The 14,994-nt window shown below is 68.6% G+C and carries 13 protein-coding genes; 6 read left to right on the forward strand and 7 right to left on the reverse strand.

The genetic code is table 11. The features are described 5' to 3' along the window. Nucleotides 1-45 precede the first annotated feature (45 nt). Complete coding sequence (locus tag DW306_RS16015; protein ID WP_136056582.1) at nucleotides 46-987, reverse strand: hypothetical protein; 942 nt, start codon at nucleotides 985-987, stop codon at nucleotides 46-48. A gap of 98 nt (nucleotides 988-1,085) precedes the next feature. Next, a complete protein-coding gene (locus tag DW306_RS16020; protein WP_136056583.1) occupies nucleotides 1,086-1,967 on the reverse strand; it encodes a LysR family transcriptional regulator in 882 nt (293 codons plus the stop codon). Between the two features lie 78 nt (nucleotides 1,968-2,045). Here DW306_RS16020 and DW306_RS16025 point away from each other — a divergent pair, with 78 nt between their 5' ends. Continuing rightward, the gene (locus DW306_RS16025; RefSeq protein ID WP_136056584.1) at nucleotides 2,046-2,960 is read left to right on the forward strand and encodes an EamA family transporter; all 915 of its coding nucleotides are present in this window, start codon (nucleotides 2,046-2,048) and stop codon (nucleotides 2,958-2,960) included. A gap of 5 nt (nucleotides 2,961-2,965) precedes the next feature. Here the strand turns inward: DW306_RS16025 and ffh are convergent, their stop codons facing one another. Continuing rightward, nucleotides 2,966-4,528, reverse strand: coding sequence for a signal recognition particle protein (gene ffh / locus DW306_RS16030; protein WP_136056585.1), 1,563 nt, complete (start codon nucleotides 4,526-4,528; stop codon nucleotides 2,966-2,968). A 54-nt stretch (nucleotides 4,529-4,582) separates the two neighbouring features. Then, a complete protein-coding gene (locus DW306_RS16035) occupies nucleotides 4,583-5,170 on the reverse strand; it encodes a TetR/AcrR family transcriptional regulator (protein ID WP_136056586.1) in 588 nt (195 codons plus the stop codon). Between the two features lie 97 nt (nucleotides 5,171-5,267). Between DW306_RS16035 and lipB the strand changes: the two genes are divergently transcribed. Both lipB and lipA read left to right on the forward strand, forming a co-directional pair. After that, nucleotides 5,268-5,927 (forward strand): lipoyl(octanoyl) transferase LipB, encoded by a 660-nt coding sequence (gene lipB / locus DW306_RS16040; RefSeq protein ID WP_136056710.1) that lies wholly within the window; start codon nucleotides 5,268-5,270, stop codon nucleotides 5,925-5,927. After that, nucleotides 5,924-6,913 carry a lipoyl synthase gene (lipA, locus tag DW306_RS16045; RefSeq protein ID WP_136056587.1) on the forward strand — a complete coding sequence of 330 codons (990 nt, stop codon included), beginning with the start codon at nucleotides 5,924-5,926 and terminating at the stop codon, nucleotides 6,911-6,913. Before lipB ends, lipA begins: the two co-directional genes overlap by 4 nt. Here lipA and DW306_RS16050 read toward each other — a convergent pair. Genes DW306_RS16050 through smc form a run of 3 tightly spaced genes read right to left on the reverse strand, consistent with a single transcriptional unit; the run spans nucleotide 6,910 to nucleotide 11,922 of the window. Continuing rightward, nucleotides 6,910-7,410, reverse strand: coding sequence for a DUF2004 domain-containing protein (locus tag DW306_RS16050; RefSeq protein WP_136056588.1), 501 nt, complete (start codon nucleotides 7,408-7,410; stop codon nucleotides 6,910-6,912). The two genes, lipA and DW306_RS16050, sit on opposite strands and share 4 nt — an antisense overlap. Nucleotides 7,411-7,453: 43 nt before the next feature. Next, nucleotides 7,454-8,326, reverse strand: coding sequence for a signal recognition particle-docking protein FtsY (gene ftsY, locus DW306_RS16055; RefSeq protein WP_136056589.1), 873 nt, complete (start codon nucleotides 8,324-8,326; stop codon nucleotides 7,454-7,456). Between the two features lie 53 nt (nucleotides 8,327-8,379). Continuing rightward, a complete protein-coding gene (gene smc, locus DW306_RS16060; protein WP_136056590.1) occupies nucleotides 8,380-11,922 on the reverse strand; it encodes a chromosome segregation protein SMC in 3,543 nt (1,180 codons plus the stop codon). Nucleotides 11,923-12,457: 535 nt separating this feature from the next. Between smc and DW306_RS16065 the strand changes: the two genes are divergently transcribed. From DW306_RS16065 to DW306_RS16075, 3 genes are read left to right on the forward strand one after another with little or no spacing between them, the layout of a single operon-like run. After that, nucleotides 12,458-12,739 carry a hypothetical protein gene (locus tag DW306_RS16065; RefSeq protein WP_136056591.1) on the forward strand — a complete coding sequence of 94 codons (282 nt, stop codon included), beginning with the start codon at nucleotides 12,458-12,460 and terminating at the stop codon, nucleotides 12,737-12,739. Between the two features lie 14 nt (nucleotides 12,740-12,753). Then, a complete protein-coding gene (locus DW306_RS16070) occupies nucleotides 12,754-13,842 on the forward strand; it encodes a GNAT family N-acetyltransferase (RefSeq protein ID WP_136056592.1) in 1,089 nt (362 codons plus the stop codon). Continuing rightward, a complete protein-coding gene (locus tag DW306_RS16075; RefSeq protein WP_136056593.1) occupies nucleotides 13,839-14,918 on the forward strand; it encodes a GNAT family N-acetyltransferase in 1,080 nt (359 codons plus the stop codon). The genes DW306_RS16070 and DW306_RS16075 overlap by 4 nt, the downstream gene beginning before the upstream one ends. The last annotated feature ends 76 nt before the right edge of the window (nucleotides 14,919-14,994 follow it).

Genomic DNA, 14,994 nt, shown 5'->3' on the forward strand with positions numbered 1-14,994 from the left:
GGCCCGCTTTCTGGTGTCGGCGCGGGGGTTCAGACGCTGTTGGGGTCAGAAGCTGTTTATGGCCGAGAAGAACGCGCCGGTGCCGTCGACGGTCACCGATCCGCTCGCATCCGTCGACGTGACCCGCTCATACCCTGCACCGCTCCAGAAGTAGACTTCCGGCGAGATCTCTCCGACGCCCTTCGTGAAGCCCATCTGAGCGAGTTGGGCCATCTCGTTCACGACGGAGAGCGCGCTCGGGCTCTCCACCGCGTGGAACAGCAGCTGGTGCCTCGAAGGGACGGCGAACAGAACACCGTGAGGCGCTGAAGCGATATCCGCCCGCGCCAGCAGGGCGGGGACATCGAGGACGTGACTCGCCGTGAAGAGCGAGTCCGTCATCGCCCCGAGAATCCGCCCCGAACCGGCATCGAGGATCGCGAACTGGTCGAGCGGTTCGGCCGACACGGCGGCGATCGCCGTCTGCCACAGGGAATCCGCCTCGAACCGGCTGACGATCGCGTCGGGGATCGCGCTGGTGGTCTCCGGGAAGTCGAGCATGAGGATCGCTTCGAGTCCGTCCGCGATCGTGCGCCGGTAGGTGAACGTCTCGCGGTGGCTCTCCGGAAGGTAGGAGGTCGGGATGAGCCGGGCCTTCACGAGCGACAGGACCTCGTCGTCGGACAGATCCCCTTCCTGGGGCGCGGAGTCGCGGCTCAGCAGTCCCGAGATGTGCCGCTCGACGACCTCCGGCCAGTTCGGCCTCGGCTCGAGCTTCACCGCACGCGAGAGGTTGTACAGCCCGAACTGACGTCCGGAAGAACTCTGCGCGTATTCCCCATGCAGCGTGATGGTTCCCTCGGATGCCGGCCACATCTCGGCGAACAGCCGCCGGAGGAAGTCTGCCTCTTCGACGGTCAGGTCGTCGAGGTCGGGGTCGAACTCCTGCGCCGACTTCTTCTTTCCGAAATTCAGGAATCCCACTCCGTGCTCTCCTTCAGTGATCACGGGCAGGAGGATCTCTTCTGCCCGACTCGCAGCCGCCCACATTAGTGGAAATCCCCCCTGAGGGTCCGATGCCCTGTGGAGAACTCTCGGACACTCCGTCAGCGAGCTCGATCAGCTGCGAGAACAGCGAGGAATGCCCGGGCGACGCTCCGAGGCGCGGCGGCATCCCAGGCGACGTATTCGTTGCGGACGGGGCCTCGCCGCACGTCGACCGTGACCACGTCGGCCGACGATCGGGCGACCACCCCGGGTGCGAGCAGCGTCACGGCGAGCCCGGCCGCGACCAGGCCGAGGATGAGTTCGGCGGAGTCCGCCTCGAAGGCGACGTCGCGCTCCACCTTCGCGGCGGCGAAGGCACCGTCGCTCTGCGCCCGCCCGGAGGTGCCCGCGGGGAAGTCGGCGAAAGTCATGCCGCCGAGGTCGTGGATCCGGACCGACGCCAGGTCCGCCAGAGCATGGCCGGAGGGGACGACGGCGACCAGCCTGTCGGAGGCGAGCAGTCGCGAGGCGACGCCTGTCGGCTGCACCTCTTCGCGGAACCCGAGGAGCGCGGCATCCAGATCACCCCGGCGGATGGCCGCCATGAGCGCATCACTGTTCCCGACCTGCAGTTCGACCCTCGCAGAAGGATGCGCCGCTCGGAAGGCGACGAGCAGCCCGGGAACGTCCACCGCGGTGACCGTGGGGATGACGCCGAGTCGCAGAGTGCCGACGACCTCGCCCACCGCCGCCGCCGCATCCTCCCTGGCCTGCTCGGCCGCCAGCAGTGCGGCGCGCGCCGGCACGACGAACGCCTCCCCCGCCTCGGTCAGGCGAACGCTGCGACTCGAGCGCACGAACAGCCGCTGACCCAGTTCACGCTCGAGCGCGGCGATCTGGTGACTCAACGCGGACTGGGTGACGAAGCACCGCTCCGCCGCGCGGGTGAAGCTCGAGGTCGCCGCGACTTCCACGACATATCGAAGCTGTTGGAGATCCATGCATCCATGATCTCCGCTCATCCTCAACGTGACAAGCATGCGTTGGACTCATGAAAGGGCTGCGAGGAGCCTGGAGACATGAACCGACTGACAGTCCTCCTCCTCACAGCACTCGCGCCGATCGCGTGGGGCACGACATACCTCATCACCACCGAGCTCCTCCCGGCCGGCCATCCGCTGTTCGCAGGACTGCTGCGCTCCCTTCCCGCCGGGCTCCTCGCGGTGGCGATCAGCCGCAGACTCCCCCGCGGCGCGTGGTGGTGGAAGGGTCTCGCGCTGGGAGCGCTCAACATCGGCGCGTTCTTCCCACTGCTGTTCCTCGCGGCGGAACGTCTCCCTGGAGGCGTGGCCGCTGCCGTGGCCGGCGCGCAGCCGCTGATCGTTCTCGCGCTCGGCGCCCTCGTGCTGCACGAGCGCATCAGGCCGCTCACCGCCGCGGCTGCGGTGGCCGGCGCCGGTGGCGTGGCACTGGTCGTGCTCGGCCCTGCTGCCGACCTCGACTTCTGGGGCATCCTGGCAGCACTCGGCGGAGTCTCCGCCACCGGCGTCGGCATGATCCTCACCAAGCGCTGGGGTCGGCCGAGCGGAGTCGGGCCTGTGGCATACGCGGGCTGGCAGCTCACGGCCGGCGGGCTCCTGCTGCTGCCGGTGACGCTCCTCGTCGAGGGTGTGCCCGCGTCCGTCGATGGAGAGGCCGTCCTCGGCTACCTGTGGCTGGGCACCGCCGGGGGGATCATCGCGTACACGCTCTGGTTCCGCGGCATCCAGCAGCTGCCGGTGATCGCCCCGGGACTCCTTGCGCTGCTCTCCCCCGTTGTCGCGACCGCCCTCGGCACCCTCGTCGCCGGCGAGGCCTTCACACCGGTCCAGGCGATCGGATTCGTCATCACCCTCGCAGCGCTCGTCTCCGGGCAGATCTTCGCGCGCCGAGGACGCACGACGGCACCCACCGTGGAACCTTCGACAGCGCCGACCCTGGTCGCCCGGCGCTGAACGGATCAGCCCTTGCCGAAGAGCTTCTGGATCTCGGCGAGGTCCGCCTCGCTGGGAGCCTGAGCCGCGCCACCTCCACCGAGGCCGAAACCGGAGCCCGTGGGCGTCGCCGTCGTTGCGAGACCGGCGTTCTCAGCCGCCCGCTTGGCCGGGTTCCCCGACCGCGAGCCGCCCGAGGACTTGCCCTTCTTGCCGCGCTTCGACGAGGCGCCAGGACGGCCCATGCCGGGCACCGGCCCCATGCCGGGGATGTTCGGGGTGCCGCCGCGCGCGACCGTCTTCATCATCTTCGCTGCCTGCTCGAAGCGCTGAACGAGCTGATTGACATCGGTCACGGTCATGCCGGAGCCTCGCGCGATGCGCAGGCGACGGGAGCCGTTGAGCACCTTCGGATTGCGTCGCTCTCCGGGCGTCATCGAACGGATGATGGCCTCGGTGCGGTCGATCTCGCGCTCGTCGAAGTCGTCGAGCTGCTGCTTCATCTGCCCCATGCCCGGGAGCATCCCGAGCATCTTCTTCATCGAGCCCATCTTCTTCATCTGCTGAAGCTGGTCGAGGAAGTCCTCGAGAGTGAAGGCTTCGTTGGCGAGCTTCTCGGCCATCTTGGTGGCCTCTTCCTCATCGAAGGCCTGCTGGGCCTGTTCGATGAGGGTGAGGATGTCACCGAGGTCGAGGATGCGGCTCGCCATGCGGTCGGGGTGGAAGGGCTCGAGGTCCTCGAGACGCTCGCCGGTCGACGCGAAGATGATCGGACGGCCCGTGATCGACGCCACGGACAGTGCTGCTCCACCCCGCGCGTCTCCGTCGAGCTTCGACAGCACGACACCCGTGAAGTCGACGCCCTCCTGGAACGCCTTCGCCGTGTTGACCGCGTCCTGACCGATCATCGCGTCGATGACGAAGAGGACCTCGTCGGGGTTCACGGCCTTGCGGATGTCGGCGGCCTGCTTCATGAGCTCGGCGTCTACACCGAGGCGACCCGCGGTGTCGATGATGACGACGTCATGCTGCTGACGACGCGCGTACTCGACGCCGTCGCGCGACACCTTGACGGGGTCCCCGACCCCGTTGCCCGGCTCGGGCGCGTAGACAGCGGCACCCGCCTGCTGCGCGACGACCTGGAGCTGGTTGACGGCGTTCGGACGCTGCAGGTCGGCGGCGACGAGGATCGGCGTGTGCCCTTCGCCCTCGAGCTGCTTGGCGAGCTTGCCGGCGAAGGTCGTCTTTCCGGATCCCTGGAGGCCGGCGAGCATGATCACGGTCGGCGCGGTCTTCGCGAACTGCAGGCGACGCTGCTCGCCGCCGAGGATCTGGACCAGCTCCTCATTGACGATCTGCACGACCTGCTGAGCAGGGTTGAGCGCCTTGTTCACCTCATCGCCGAGCGCGCGTTCGCGCACCTTGGCGGTGAAGTCCTTCACCACGACGAGCGCGACGTCGGCGTCGAGCAGGGCGCGACGGATCTCGCGCACAGTGCCGTCGACGTCGGCCGCGGTGAGCTTCCCCTTCGTGCGCAGGTTGCGGAAGGTCTCGGTGAGCCGATCGGAGAGCGTGCCAAAGGTAGCCATGGTGCTGTCGATTCTACGCGAGCGGAGGCGCGTGCCGATCCGGGCCTGTGCCGGTCAATCCGCCCACGGGAGATCGTGGATGGTGCCGAGCGCCTGCAGCAGAACGGCCTCCGGCGTGCCCTGACCGGCGCCGTGCTCCGCCCAGACGCGCAGCGATGAGAGCACGGCGGCCGCGTGGGCCGCTCCCAGAATGTCGGCGCGGACGATGTCGACGCCCGACGCGTTGGCGGCTCGGGCGATCGCTGTCGAGAGCCGGGCGAGGCGCAGGCCCGTGTCACGCACGAGTTCTTCCTGGAGGCCCATCGCCGCCGCGTTGCGGAGGGCGAGGGCGAGCGGGTCCGGTTCGAAGTCCCGGACGACCACCAGCAGGATGCCGCGCACGGCGTCTCCCGTCGCCTCTCTGCCGAGGGTCTCGAGCGACGAGATCGCCTCCCGGATGCGTTCGTCCACGCCCGACCACAGCACGTCGCTCTTCGACGTGAAGTAGTTGAAGAAACTCGATCGGCTCACGCCGGCGCGCTGGGTGATGTCGGCCACCGAAGTCGCGTCATATCCGCGCTCGAGAAAGAGCTCGCAGGCGGCCTCGGCGAGCGTCTCCCGCGACGACGCCTTGGGGCGACCAGCGCGACCGGTGGAGTTCATGCCCTCACGCTACCGCCCGGCGCGGCGCGGCGAGATCCGGATCGACGATCAGGAGTATTGTTAGACGCAATCCAACTACTCTGTGAAGGCGGACATGATGCTCGATATCCTGACTCCCGGATTCACGCCGAACCCTGTCCCGTACACCGAGGGCTGGGAGCTGCAGCGACGCGTCCATGCCGACGTCGTCGAAGGCACCCGCCCGAACACGCTCATCCTGCTCGAGCACGAGGCCGTGTACACGGCCGGAAAGCGCACCGAGCCCCAGGAACGCCCGCAGGACGGGACACCCGTGGTCGACGTCGACCGCGGTGGCAAGATCACCTGGCACGGCCCCGGCCAACTCGTCGGCTATCCGATCGTCCGGCTCCCCGAGCCGATGGATGTCGTCGCCCACGTGCGTCGCCTGGAGCGGCTCCTGATCGACGTGCTGCGTCCGTTCGGCGTCGACGGCTATCAGGTGGAAGGGCGCAGCGGCGTCTGGGTGCGTCGCCCCCTCTCCGAGGACAAGGTCGCGGCCATCGGCGTGCGCGTGCAGCAGGGCGTGACGATGCACGGCTTCGCGATCAACTGCGACAATTCGCTCGCCGGCTTCCGGGGCATCATCCCCTGCGGGATCACCGACGCCGGAGTCACCACGGTGAGCGAAGCCGTGGGGACGACGGTCACTCCCGCCGACCTCGTCGACGCCGTGATCACAGCCTTCACCACCGACTACGCCGACGCCGGCGCCGACCTCGCAGGAGCATCCGCATGACCGCCGCACCCGAGGGCCGCAAGCTCCTCCGTCTCGAGATCCGCAACGCCGAGACCCCCATCGAGCGCAAGCCCGAGTGGATCAAGACCAAGGCGAAGATGGGTCCCGAGTACACGGCGCTGCACTCCCTCGTCAAGAGCGAGGACCTGCACACGGTCTGCCAGGAGGCCGGCTGCCCGAACATCTTCGAGTGTTGGGAAGACCGGGAGGCGACCTTCCTCATCGGCGGCTCGCAGTGCACGAGGCGGTGCGACTTCTGCCAGATCGACACCGGCAAGCCCGAGGCCTACGACACCGACGAACCCCGGCGCGTCGCGGAGAGCGTCCAGAAGATGGGGCTCCGCTACGCCACGGTCACCAGCGTCGCGCGCGACGATCTCCCCGACACGGGAGCCTGGCTCAACGCCGAGACGGTGCGCAAGATCCACGAACTCAACCCGAACACGGGTGTCGAGCTCCTCGCGAACGAGCACAATGCCGATCCGGCGTTCCTCGGCCAGATCTTCGACGCGCGCCCCGAGGTCTTCGCGCACAACGTCGAGACGGTCCCGCGCATCTTCAAGCGGATCCGTCCGGCGTTCCGCTACGAGCGGTCGCTGGACGTGCTCACGCAGGGACGGAATGCAGGACTGATCACCAAGTCCAACCTCATCCTCGGAATGGGCGAGGAACCGGAAGAGGTCGTGCAGGCGCTGCACGATCTGCACGATGCCGGCTGCGACATCATCACCATCACGCAGTATCTGCGGCCCACGCCGCGTCACCTCCCGGTGTCGCGCTGGGTCAAGCCGTCCGAGTTCGTCGAGTTCAAGGAGGAGGCGGAGCGCATCGGCTTCCTCGGAGTTCTCGCCGGCCCCCTCGTCCGCTCGTCGTACCGGGCCGGACGCCTGTGGGCGCAGTCGATGGCGTCGAAGGGACGCGAGATCCCCGCCCACCTCGCTCACATCGCCGAGAGCGCCGATCTCGGGTTCGCGCAGGCCGTCTAGTCGGCGCTCATCACCGACTGCACGCTGCCGTCGGAGCCGAGGTTCACGAGCAGGACGTCGTCGGTCGAGCTGTCGTCGAGCGCGTACTCGAGCACGGCGAACGGCTCCGAGCCTCCGTGCTCGTCGGCCAGGATCGTCATGCTCATCAGGCGGAGGGAACGGATGATGTCGACCGCCGCATCGCCCGAGACGTCCACGAGGACATCGGGGAGATCCTCTCCGTAGGTCTCCTGCTGCTGCAGGATGTACTCCGTCACCTCGCTGGTGCGATCATCCACCTCGGAGAGCATTCCCCTCCGGGCGGTGTCGTCGACGCTCTCCAGGCCCGCGATGAGGCTCGCGGCGATGTCGAGCGCGTCAGCGGACACGTCGTCCTGGTCCGGAGCCGTCAGATCCACGGTGACGCTCTGGTCGCCGAGCTCCACGGTCTCCGACCAGAAGATCGAGCCGTCGGGTCCTGACGAGAGGAGTCCGAAGTAGTCGTGTTCGATCGCCATAACGCTATGAAACCAGCCTCGTGCTCACGGCGGTAGTCCCGTCTCAGCCGACCAGCGACTGGACGAAGACGTGGGGGGTGAAACCGGTCAGATCGTCGATGCCCTCACCCTGCCCGAGGAGCTTCACGGGGATGCCGGTGCGCTCCTGCACGGCGAGCACGAAACCGCCCTTGGCGGACCCGTCGAGCTTCGTGATGACGAGCCCGGTGACACCGGCGTGCTCCAGGAACGACTCGGCCTGCATGACGCCGTTCTGGCCGGTGGTGGCGTCGAGGACCAGCAGCACCTCGCTGATCGGCGCCTGCTTCTCGACGACGCGGCGGATCTTGCCGAGCTCGTCCATGAGGCCACCCTTGGTGTGCAGGCGGCCGGCGGTGTCGATGATGGCGATCTCGATGCCCTCGCGCTTGGCGTAGTCGATGGTCTGGAAGGCGACGGATGCCGGGTCCTGCCCCTCCTGCTGGGGACGCACGATGGCCGCTCCCCCGCGCTGCGCCCAGGTGGCGAGCTGATCGACGGCCGCGGCGCGGAAGGTGTCGGCCGCTCCGACGACGACGCTGCGCTGATAGCCGCGCAGGAACTTCGTGAACTTGCCGATCGTCGTGGTCTTGCCGACGCCGTTCACGCCGACGACGAGCACGACAGCAGGACGCTCGGTGAGCTTGAGCGTGGTGTCGAACTTCGCGAAATGCTCTTCCAGGGTCTCGCGCAGCATCCGCTGAAGGTCCTGCGGATCGGTCGTGCGGAAGCGCTCCACCTTCTCGCGGAGCTCCTCGACGACGCGCTCGCTGATGTCGGGACCGAAGTCGGCGGTGATCAGCGCCGTCTCGAGGTCCTCCCAGGTCGTCTCGTCGATGGTGGGCTTGACGAACATGCCGCGCAGCGCGCGACCGAGAGACCAGGACTTCTCCGCCATGACTCCAGCCTACGGGTCATCGAGCGCTTCGAGCGGTCGCGGGGCGCAGCGGATCAGCTCGCAGCCGCCCGGTCGCCGACGCGCTGGCCGACGACCGCCGAGACGCCGTCCTGACGCATGGAGACGCCGTAGAGCGCATCGGCGATCTCCATGGTGCGCTTCTGGTGCGTGATGACGAGCAGCTGCGAGCTCTCGCGCAACTGCTCGAACACGGTCAGCAGCCGCCCGAGGTTCGCGTCGTCGAGCGCGGCCTCGACCTCGTCGAGGATGTAGAACGGGCTGGGTCGCGCCTTGAAGATCGCGACGAGCAGGGCGACGGCGGCGAGGGACCGCTCACCGCCGGAGAGCAGGGACAGGCGCTCGATCTTCTTGCCGACGGGACGGACGGAGACCTCGATGCCCGTGGTGAGCATGTTGTCGGGATCGGTGAGCGAGATGCTCCCCGCGCCGCCGGGGAACAGCAGCGGGAACACCTGGCCGAAGGCTTCCTTCGTGTCTTCGAAGGCGCTCGCGAAGATGGTCTGCATCCGCTCGTCGAGGTCGCCGATGATCGTCAGCAGGTCCTGTCGCGTCTGGGTCAGATCGGCCAGCTGCTCGGTGAGGAATGCATGACGCTGCTCGAGTGCGGCGAACTCCTCAAGGGCGAGCGGATTGACGCGGCCGAGCTGGGCCAGCTTGCGCTCGGCTTCGGCGAGTCGGCGCTGCTGGATCCGGCGATCGAACGGGATGGCGGTGTCGTCGATGAGCTCATCGGCCGCGGGCCCGACGCCGGGATCGCGGGGAACGAGCTGATCAGGTCCATATTCCGCAACGAGAATATCTTCATCCAGGGCGAGTTCCGACGCCACCCTCTCGAGCAGGCTGTTCAGGTGCAGCTTCTTCTCGTGGATCTGCAGCTCCAGCCCATGCACGCTCTCGGTCAGGCCCGCCAGACGCTCTCTCAGGGAGGTCTCCTGCGCGCGCAGGGCGACGAGCTCCTCGTTCTGCGCCGAACGCGCCGCCTCCGCCTCCCCCAGCGCGACCCGCGCCTCGGTGACGGAACGATCGAGCGAGTCGAGGATGCGCGGCAGCTCCTCGGCGACACCGGAGGCGGCCTCGCGCTGGGCACGACGGATGACGGCTCTGCGGGCAGCCTCGGCGGCGGCATCCCGCTCCTGCTCGCGCTGACGCTCGAGGCTCGTCACCCGTGCCTGCGCGGCACGGACGCGCTCCCGGAGCGTCTCGATCTCGAGTCGCGCCCGCACCTCGTCCTCGCGTGCCGCCTCGAGGGCTTCGAGCAGTCCATCGCGGGCCGTGGCATCGAGGACCGGACGCGGGGCGGCGATCGCCGCGTCCACCTCGTCCTTCGCGGCCTGCGCCTTCGCCTCGGCATCCGCCACGGCAGCCTGCGCCTGCGCGAGTCCGGTCTCCAGACGTTCGCACTCCGCGACAGCGGATTCGTGGCGCACGGTGATGCGGTTCACCTGCTCCGCGTGGCTCGCGAGCGCCGCGTCGTGCTCACGGAGCGCGCGCAGTGCATCCTTCGCCTGACGACGCGTCGTCTCGACCGCCTCGTTCGCGTCTTCGCGTGCTTCGCGCAGTGAATCCACGACGATCTGGATCTCGGTGAGACGCTCCCGCGCGGCGTCCCGCTCGGCAGCGAGCTCCAGACGAGACCTCTCGCCGCCGGAGCCGGTCCGGAGCGTCTGGGCGGTGACGACATCTCCGCCGATCGTGACGATCGTGGTCGTCGTGTCTCCCGCGGTGTCGAGAGCCGCACGCGCCGCGCGTGCCGCATCGAGATCGGCGGCGACGAGCACGTGCGAGAGGATGCCGAGCACCCCGTCGGGAGCCGTGACCGTCTCGGTGGCGGGAGTCACGCCATCGATGACGGGCAGGGCGACCGACGGGCGGAGGGCATCCGCCACGACGAAATCGACCACGCCTCGCCGCTGTTCGGCAGCCTCTGCGGCCAACGCGAACGCATCGGCCGAGGAGTCGATCAGAACGCCCTCTGCGAGCGGGCCGAGAACCGCGGCGATGGCCGCTTCGAATCCGGCGCGGACCTGCACGGCGTCGCCCACGAGCCCACGCACGCCGGCGCCGCCCGCCTTGACGATCTCGGCGGCACCGCCCGACAGCGCGAGAGCGCTGCTCAGCGCCGCGGCCTTCGCCGTCAGGGAATCGACCTCGCGCTCGGCGGCATGCAGTCGCTCCCGCAGGGCCTCTCGCTCTGCCTCTGCGGCCGACGACGCCCGTTGCGCGCTGTCATAGGCCGCGGCGTGCTCTGCGGCCGTGCCTTCCGGAGCCTCCGCATCGTCGATCGCCTCGAGCGCTTCCGTGGCCTCTCGGCGACGCACGTTCGCCGCTTCGAGCGCGTTCTCCTGCCGGAGCACCGCTCCGCGCACCGCGGCGAGGGCGGAAGCTGCGGCATCCGCCGTTCCGCGCAACGTCGAGAGCCGCATGTCGTACTCCGAGACGAGCGCGCTCTGCTCGGCGATGTCGACGTCGAGCGTGTCGAGCTCGGCCCTGGCGTGCACGACTTCGCGGCTCGCCGCCACAGCGGCATCCTGCGCATCGCCGAGCCCGGCGGAGATCAGATCGATCTCCTCCTTCGCCTCGTCGATCGTGCTCTGGGTCACGGTCACCGCCGTGACGGCGGCGTCGTCCTCCTCGGAGCCCAACAGCGCGAGGCGCTGGTTCGCCAGCGTGTACAGACCGCGCATGCGCTCCTGCACCTGCTCGAGCCCGAACGCCACGCCGCGCGCCTGATCGACGGCGACGGAGTTCTGGTCCTGCTCGAGGCGGGCGATGCTCGACCGCACGGTCTCCGCCTGATCGGACAGCACCAGCCGCTCGGTGTGCCGTTCGTGCTCGGTACGGGTGTGATCGGCGAGAGCGGAACGCAGGGCGACGACGTCGTCCGCGAAGATGCGTGCCTTCGCGTCGCGGACCACGGCGGCGATCGTCTGCGCCTCGCGAGCGATCTCCGCCTGACGACCGAGAGGCTTCAGCTGGCGTCGGATCTCGCCGGCGAGATCGCTCAGGCGCGTGAGATTCGCCTCCATGGCATCGAGCTTGCGGAGGGTCTTCTCCTTGCGACGGCGGTGCTTCAGGATTCCGGCGGCCTCCTCGATGAACCCGCGACGATCCTCCGGCGACGCCTGGAGCACGGTGTCGAGCCGGCCCTGGCCGACGATGACGTGCATCTCGCGCCCGAGACCCGAGTCGCTGAGCAGCTCCTGCACGTCGAGCAGACGGCAGCTGTCGCCGTTGATCGCATACTCGCTCGACCCGTTGCGGAAGAGCGTGCGGCTGATCGTCACTTCGGCGTACTCGATCGGAAGAGCGCCGTCGGCGTTGTCGATCGTCAGCTGCACCTCCGCGCGTCCGAGAGGTCCGCGCGTCGACGTGCCGGCGAAGATGACGTCCTCCATCTTGCCGCCACGGAGGGTCTTGGCGCCCTGCTCGCCCATCACCCAGGCCAGGGCATCGACGACGTTCGACTTGCCGGATCCGTTCGGTCCGACGATGCACGTCACACCCGGCTCGAACACGAAACTCGTCGGCTGGGCGAACGACTTGAACCCCTTGAGCGTCAGGCTCTTCAGATGCATGCGGGCACCGCTCGTCCGGGGAGAATCACGCCGCTACGCTACCGGAATCCCGGCGCACACCCGTGATCCCGCGCGGTCCGGGACAGAACCCGACCTCCGTGCGACACGCCGACCGCACGCCGATGTGCTTGACGGCACCCGCTGACGTTCGCTACGGTAACGTCCGGATCGCCACACGAAAGGAGGTTACCGATGTTTATTCAGCTCAACGCACAGGCCACAGGCCTCACCGCGCCCGCGCACTCTGCGCCGCGCTACGCGTACTCGGTAACCGCCGGCGTCCGCATCAGCGCGCTCGCATAGAACCGCAGCCCGAGATATCCGGCCCGCAAGGGTCGGAGCTTCGCCGGTTCTTCCGCGCCCACCGTCTGATCTGCACCCAGATCACGGATCTCCGCCTCACTCGGCATCCGCTTCTCTGCGGAACTCCGGTGTCGCCTCTTCCGCGCCGCGCCCGACTGCCCGTGCAGCCTCGGGGCGACCTCTCCGACCCATTCTCATCTCATCTCATCCATGTCATCTCGAAGGAATCATCGTGAATACGACGCTGCACCGCGGCATCACCCACCCGCCCGATATCGAGGACCGGACGGTCCTCCAGATCCCCCGCCCTGACGAACTGCGAAAGCTCGCTCTCGCTGATCGTCTCTCCCTCCGGATCGGCCTCTGGCTGTTCCAGAGGGCGCAGCGTCCTCGGCGTGAACGCCGGAACCTGCACATCGCGCCCGCGGATCCCTGGTTCCTCGGAGAGCGCCACCGCTCCGCCGCGGAGACCTACGCGCTGTTCACCTACGACATGCAGCGCGGAATGCGCTGATCGGAGATCTGATCATGACAATCCCGCTCATCGCAGGCGCGACCCTGCATCCGCTCGTGCTCCCGGCACGGGCGGATGCAGCGGACGCGGGTGAGTTCCGCGAACTCGCCCGCGTCCGCAACACCGTCTACCGCGAGATCACCGGTCGAGGCGAGGACGATCTCACGCCGGAGGCGCTGCTGCCGATCCTCCGCTCGCGCGCCGAGCGCACCACCGTGGTCTGGGTGATCCGCGTCGACGACGAGATGGTCGGTCGCGCGGTCGTCAACATCCCGCATGAGGAGGGCTCGCGCGTCGCCATCGCGATGATCGAACTGCTTCCGAAGGTCTGGGGCCGAGGCATCGGCAGTGCCGTGCTGCCTCACGTCGAGGCCGTCGCCCGCGAACACGGCCGCACCGTCATCCAGAACTGGAACGAGCAGCAGCCGAACGATGGTCCGCGCATCGATGCGCCGACCGGCTTCGGCAGCGTTCCCGAAGATCACGTGGCGCGCTTCCTCGTGCGGCACGGCTTCCGCCTCGAGCAGGTGTATCGGGTGAGCCACCTGGAGCTGACGGCGGACGCCCTGGAGCGCGCGCGGGAGCTGCTGACCCAGGCGCGAGCGGCATCCGCCGACTACCGCGTGGTGCAGTGGACGCTGCCGACTCCGCCCGAGCACGCCGCCGGCTATGCGTGGATGAAGTCCCGCATGTCGACGGATGCCCCGGCCGCCGGGCTCGAGATGGACGAGGAGAAGTGGGACGTCGCACGCCTGGTCGACGCCGAGCAGCGCATCGCCGAGATGGGCAGCACGATGCTCGTGACCGCTGCACAGCACATCGCCTCAGGCGAGCTGTGCGCCTTCTCGGAGCTCGCCATCGGCTCGCATCCGGAGGAGGTCACGCATCAGGAGGACACACTGGTGCTTCGCGAGCACCGCGGCCACCGACTGGGACTGCTGGTGAAGAGCGCGGCACTGCTCGCGTGGCCCGAGATCGCACCACGGTCGCCGCGCGTCATCACCTACAACGCCGAGGAGAACCGGCCGATGCTCTCCATCAATGAGGCCCTGGGCTTCACCCCCACCGCTTACGAGGGGGCCTGGAAGAAGGAACTGACATGAACACGATCGCGCTGACCATCGCGCCGCTCACCGTCCCGCGCTCCCTGGACGATGCCGACGCCGCGGAATTCCTCGCCTACGGCGAACTCAACCGGCTGATCTGCGACGAGGCCGTCGGGCTCCCCGACCTGGCCCCGGATGCCGCACAGATGCTGCCCGCCTGGCACGACAGCACGGACACGCTGCAGACCGGATTCGTCGCACGCGCGGAGGGGAAGATCGTCGGCATGGTGACGGTCTCCTTCGCGCAGGAGTCCGAGGCTCACGCCGCCGAGATCGACATGCTCGTCCCGGCGGAGCACTGGGGCCACGGCATCGAAGAGGCGCTGCTCACGCGGGCCGAGGACGAAGCGCGGGCACGTGGACGCAGCATCCTGCAGATCTGGAGCCTGCACCGTCCGGAGGAGGCAGAGCGGATGCTGGTTCCCCGCACCGGCTGGGGACGGGTACCCGCGATCGCCCTCAGCGATCTGCTCGAGGCCCGCGGCTACGACCTCGAGCAGGTCGAGCGCAACAGCGAGTTCGACCTGCATGCCGATCCGGCTCCACTGCGCCGCGCCCTCGACGAGGCGCAGACGTTCGCCGGCGCCGACTACCGTGTGCTCCACTGGATGCTTCCGACGCCTCCGGAGTTCCGCGACGGCTTCGCGGCCGTGCTCGCCCGGCTGTCGACGGACGCGCCCAGCGGTGACATGGACTTCGTCGCCGAGGAGTGGGACGCGGACCGCGTGGTGCGTCGTGAGGCTCAGCTCACCGGCGCGGGCCAGGCGGTGTCGGTCGTGGCCGTCGAGCACGTCCCGAGCGGAGAGCTGGTCGCCTACAACGAGCTGCTGATCTCTGCCGACCGTTCCGGCGTCACGCATCAGTTCGGCACGCTGGTGTCGAAGGAGCACCGCGGGCACCGGCTCGGCATGATCGTGAAATGCGCGAACCTGGTGCGATGGCGCGAGCTCATGCCGGCATCATCGGTCGTCTCGACGTTCAACGCCGAGGAGAACCGGCCGATGCTGAGCATCAACGAGGCCATCGGCTTCGTGCCCGTCTCGTACGCGGGAGCGTGGCAGAAGAGGATCTGACGGCGGCGGACCCGATCTCATTCTCCGGTATGACGTCGGGTCCGCATCCTCATCCGCCTGACGGACGACTGCGGCC

Source organism: Microbacterium sp. K24 (assembly GCF_004794465.1).
In the GTDB taxonomy this organism is placed as follows: domain Bacteria; phylum Actinomycetota; class Actinomycetes; order Actinomycetales; family Microbacteriaceae; genus Microbacterium.

Bases quoted from the DNA above. Each gene is read 5' to 3' on its own strand.
- DW306_RS16020 (WP_136056583.1), bottom strand. From the start codon at position 1,967: ATGGATCTCCAACAGCTTCGATATGTCGTGGAAGTCGCGGCGACCTCG.
- DW306_RS16025 (WP_136056584.1), top strand. From the start codon at position 2,046: ATGAACCGACTGACAGTCCTCCTCCTCACAGCACTCGCGCCGATCGCG.
- ffh (WP_136056585.1), bottom strand. From the start codon at position 4,528: ATGGCTACCTTTGGCACGCTCTCCGATCGGCTCACCGAGACCTTCCGC.
- DW306_RS16035 (WP_136056586.1), bottom strand. From the start codon at position 5,170: ATGAACTCCACCGGTCGCGCTGGTCGCCCCAAGGCGTCGTCGCGGGAG.
- lipB (WP_136056710.1), top strand. From the start codon at position 5,268: ATGCTCGATATCCTGACTCCCGGATTCACGCCGAACCCTGTCCCGTAC.
- lipA (WP_136056587.1), top strand. From the start codon at position 5,924: ATGACCGCCGCACCCGAGGGCCGCAAGCTCCTCCGTCTCGAGATCCGC.
- DW306_RS16050 (WP_136056588.1), bottom strand. From the start codon at position 7,410: ATGGCGATCGAACACGACTACTTCGGACTCCTCTCGTCAGGACCCGAC.
- ftsY (WP_136056589.1), bottom strand. From the start codon at position 8,326: ATGGCGGAGAAGTCCTGGTCTCTCGGTCGCGCGCTGCGCGGCATGTTC.
- smc (WP_136056590.1), bottom strand. From the start codon at position 11,922: ATGCATCTGAAGAGCCTGACGCTCAAGGGGTTCAAGTCGTTCGCCCAG.
- DW306_RS16070 (WP_136056592.1), top strand. From the start codon at position 12,754: ATGACAATCCCGCTCATCGCAGGCGCGACCCTGCATCCGCTCGTGCTC.
- DW306_RS16075 (WP_136056593.1), top strand. From the start codon at position 13,839: ATGAACACGATCGCGCTGACCATCGCGCCGCTCACCGTCCCGCGCTCC.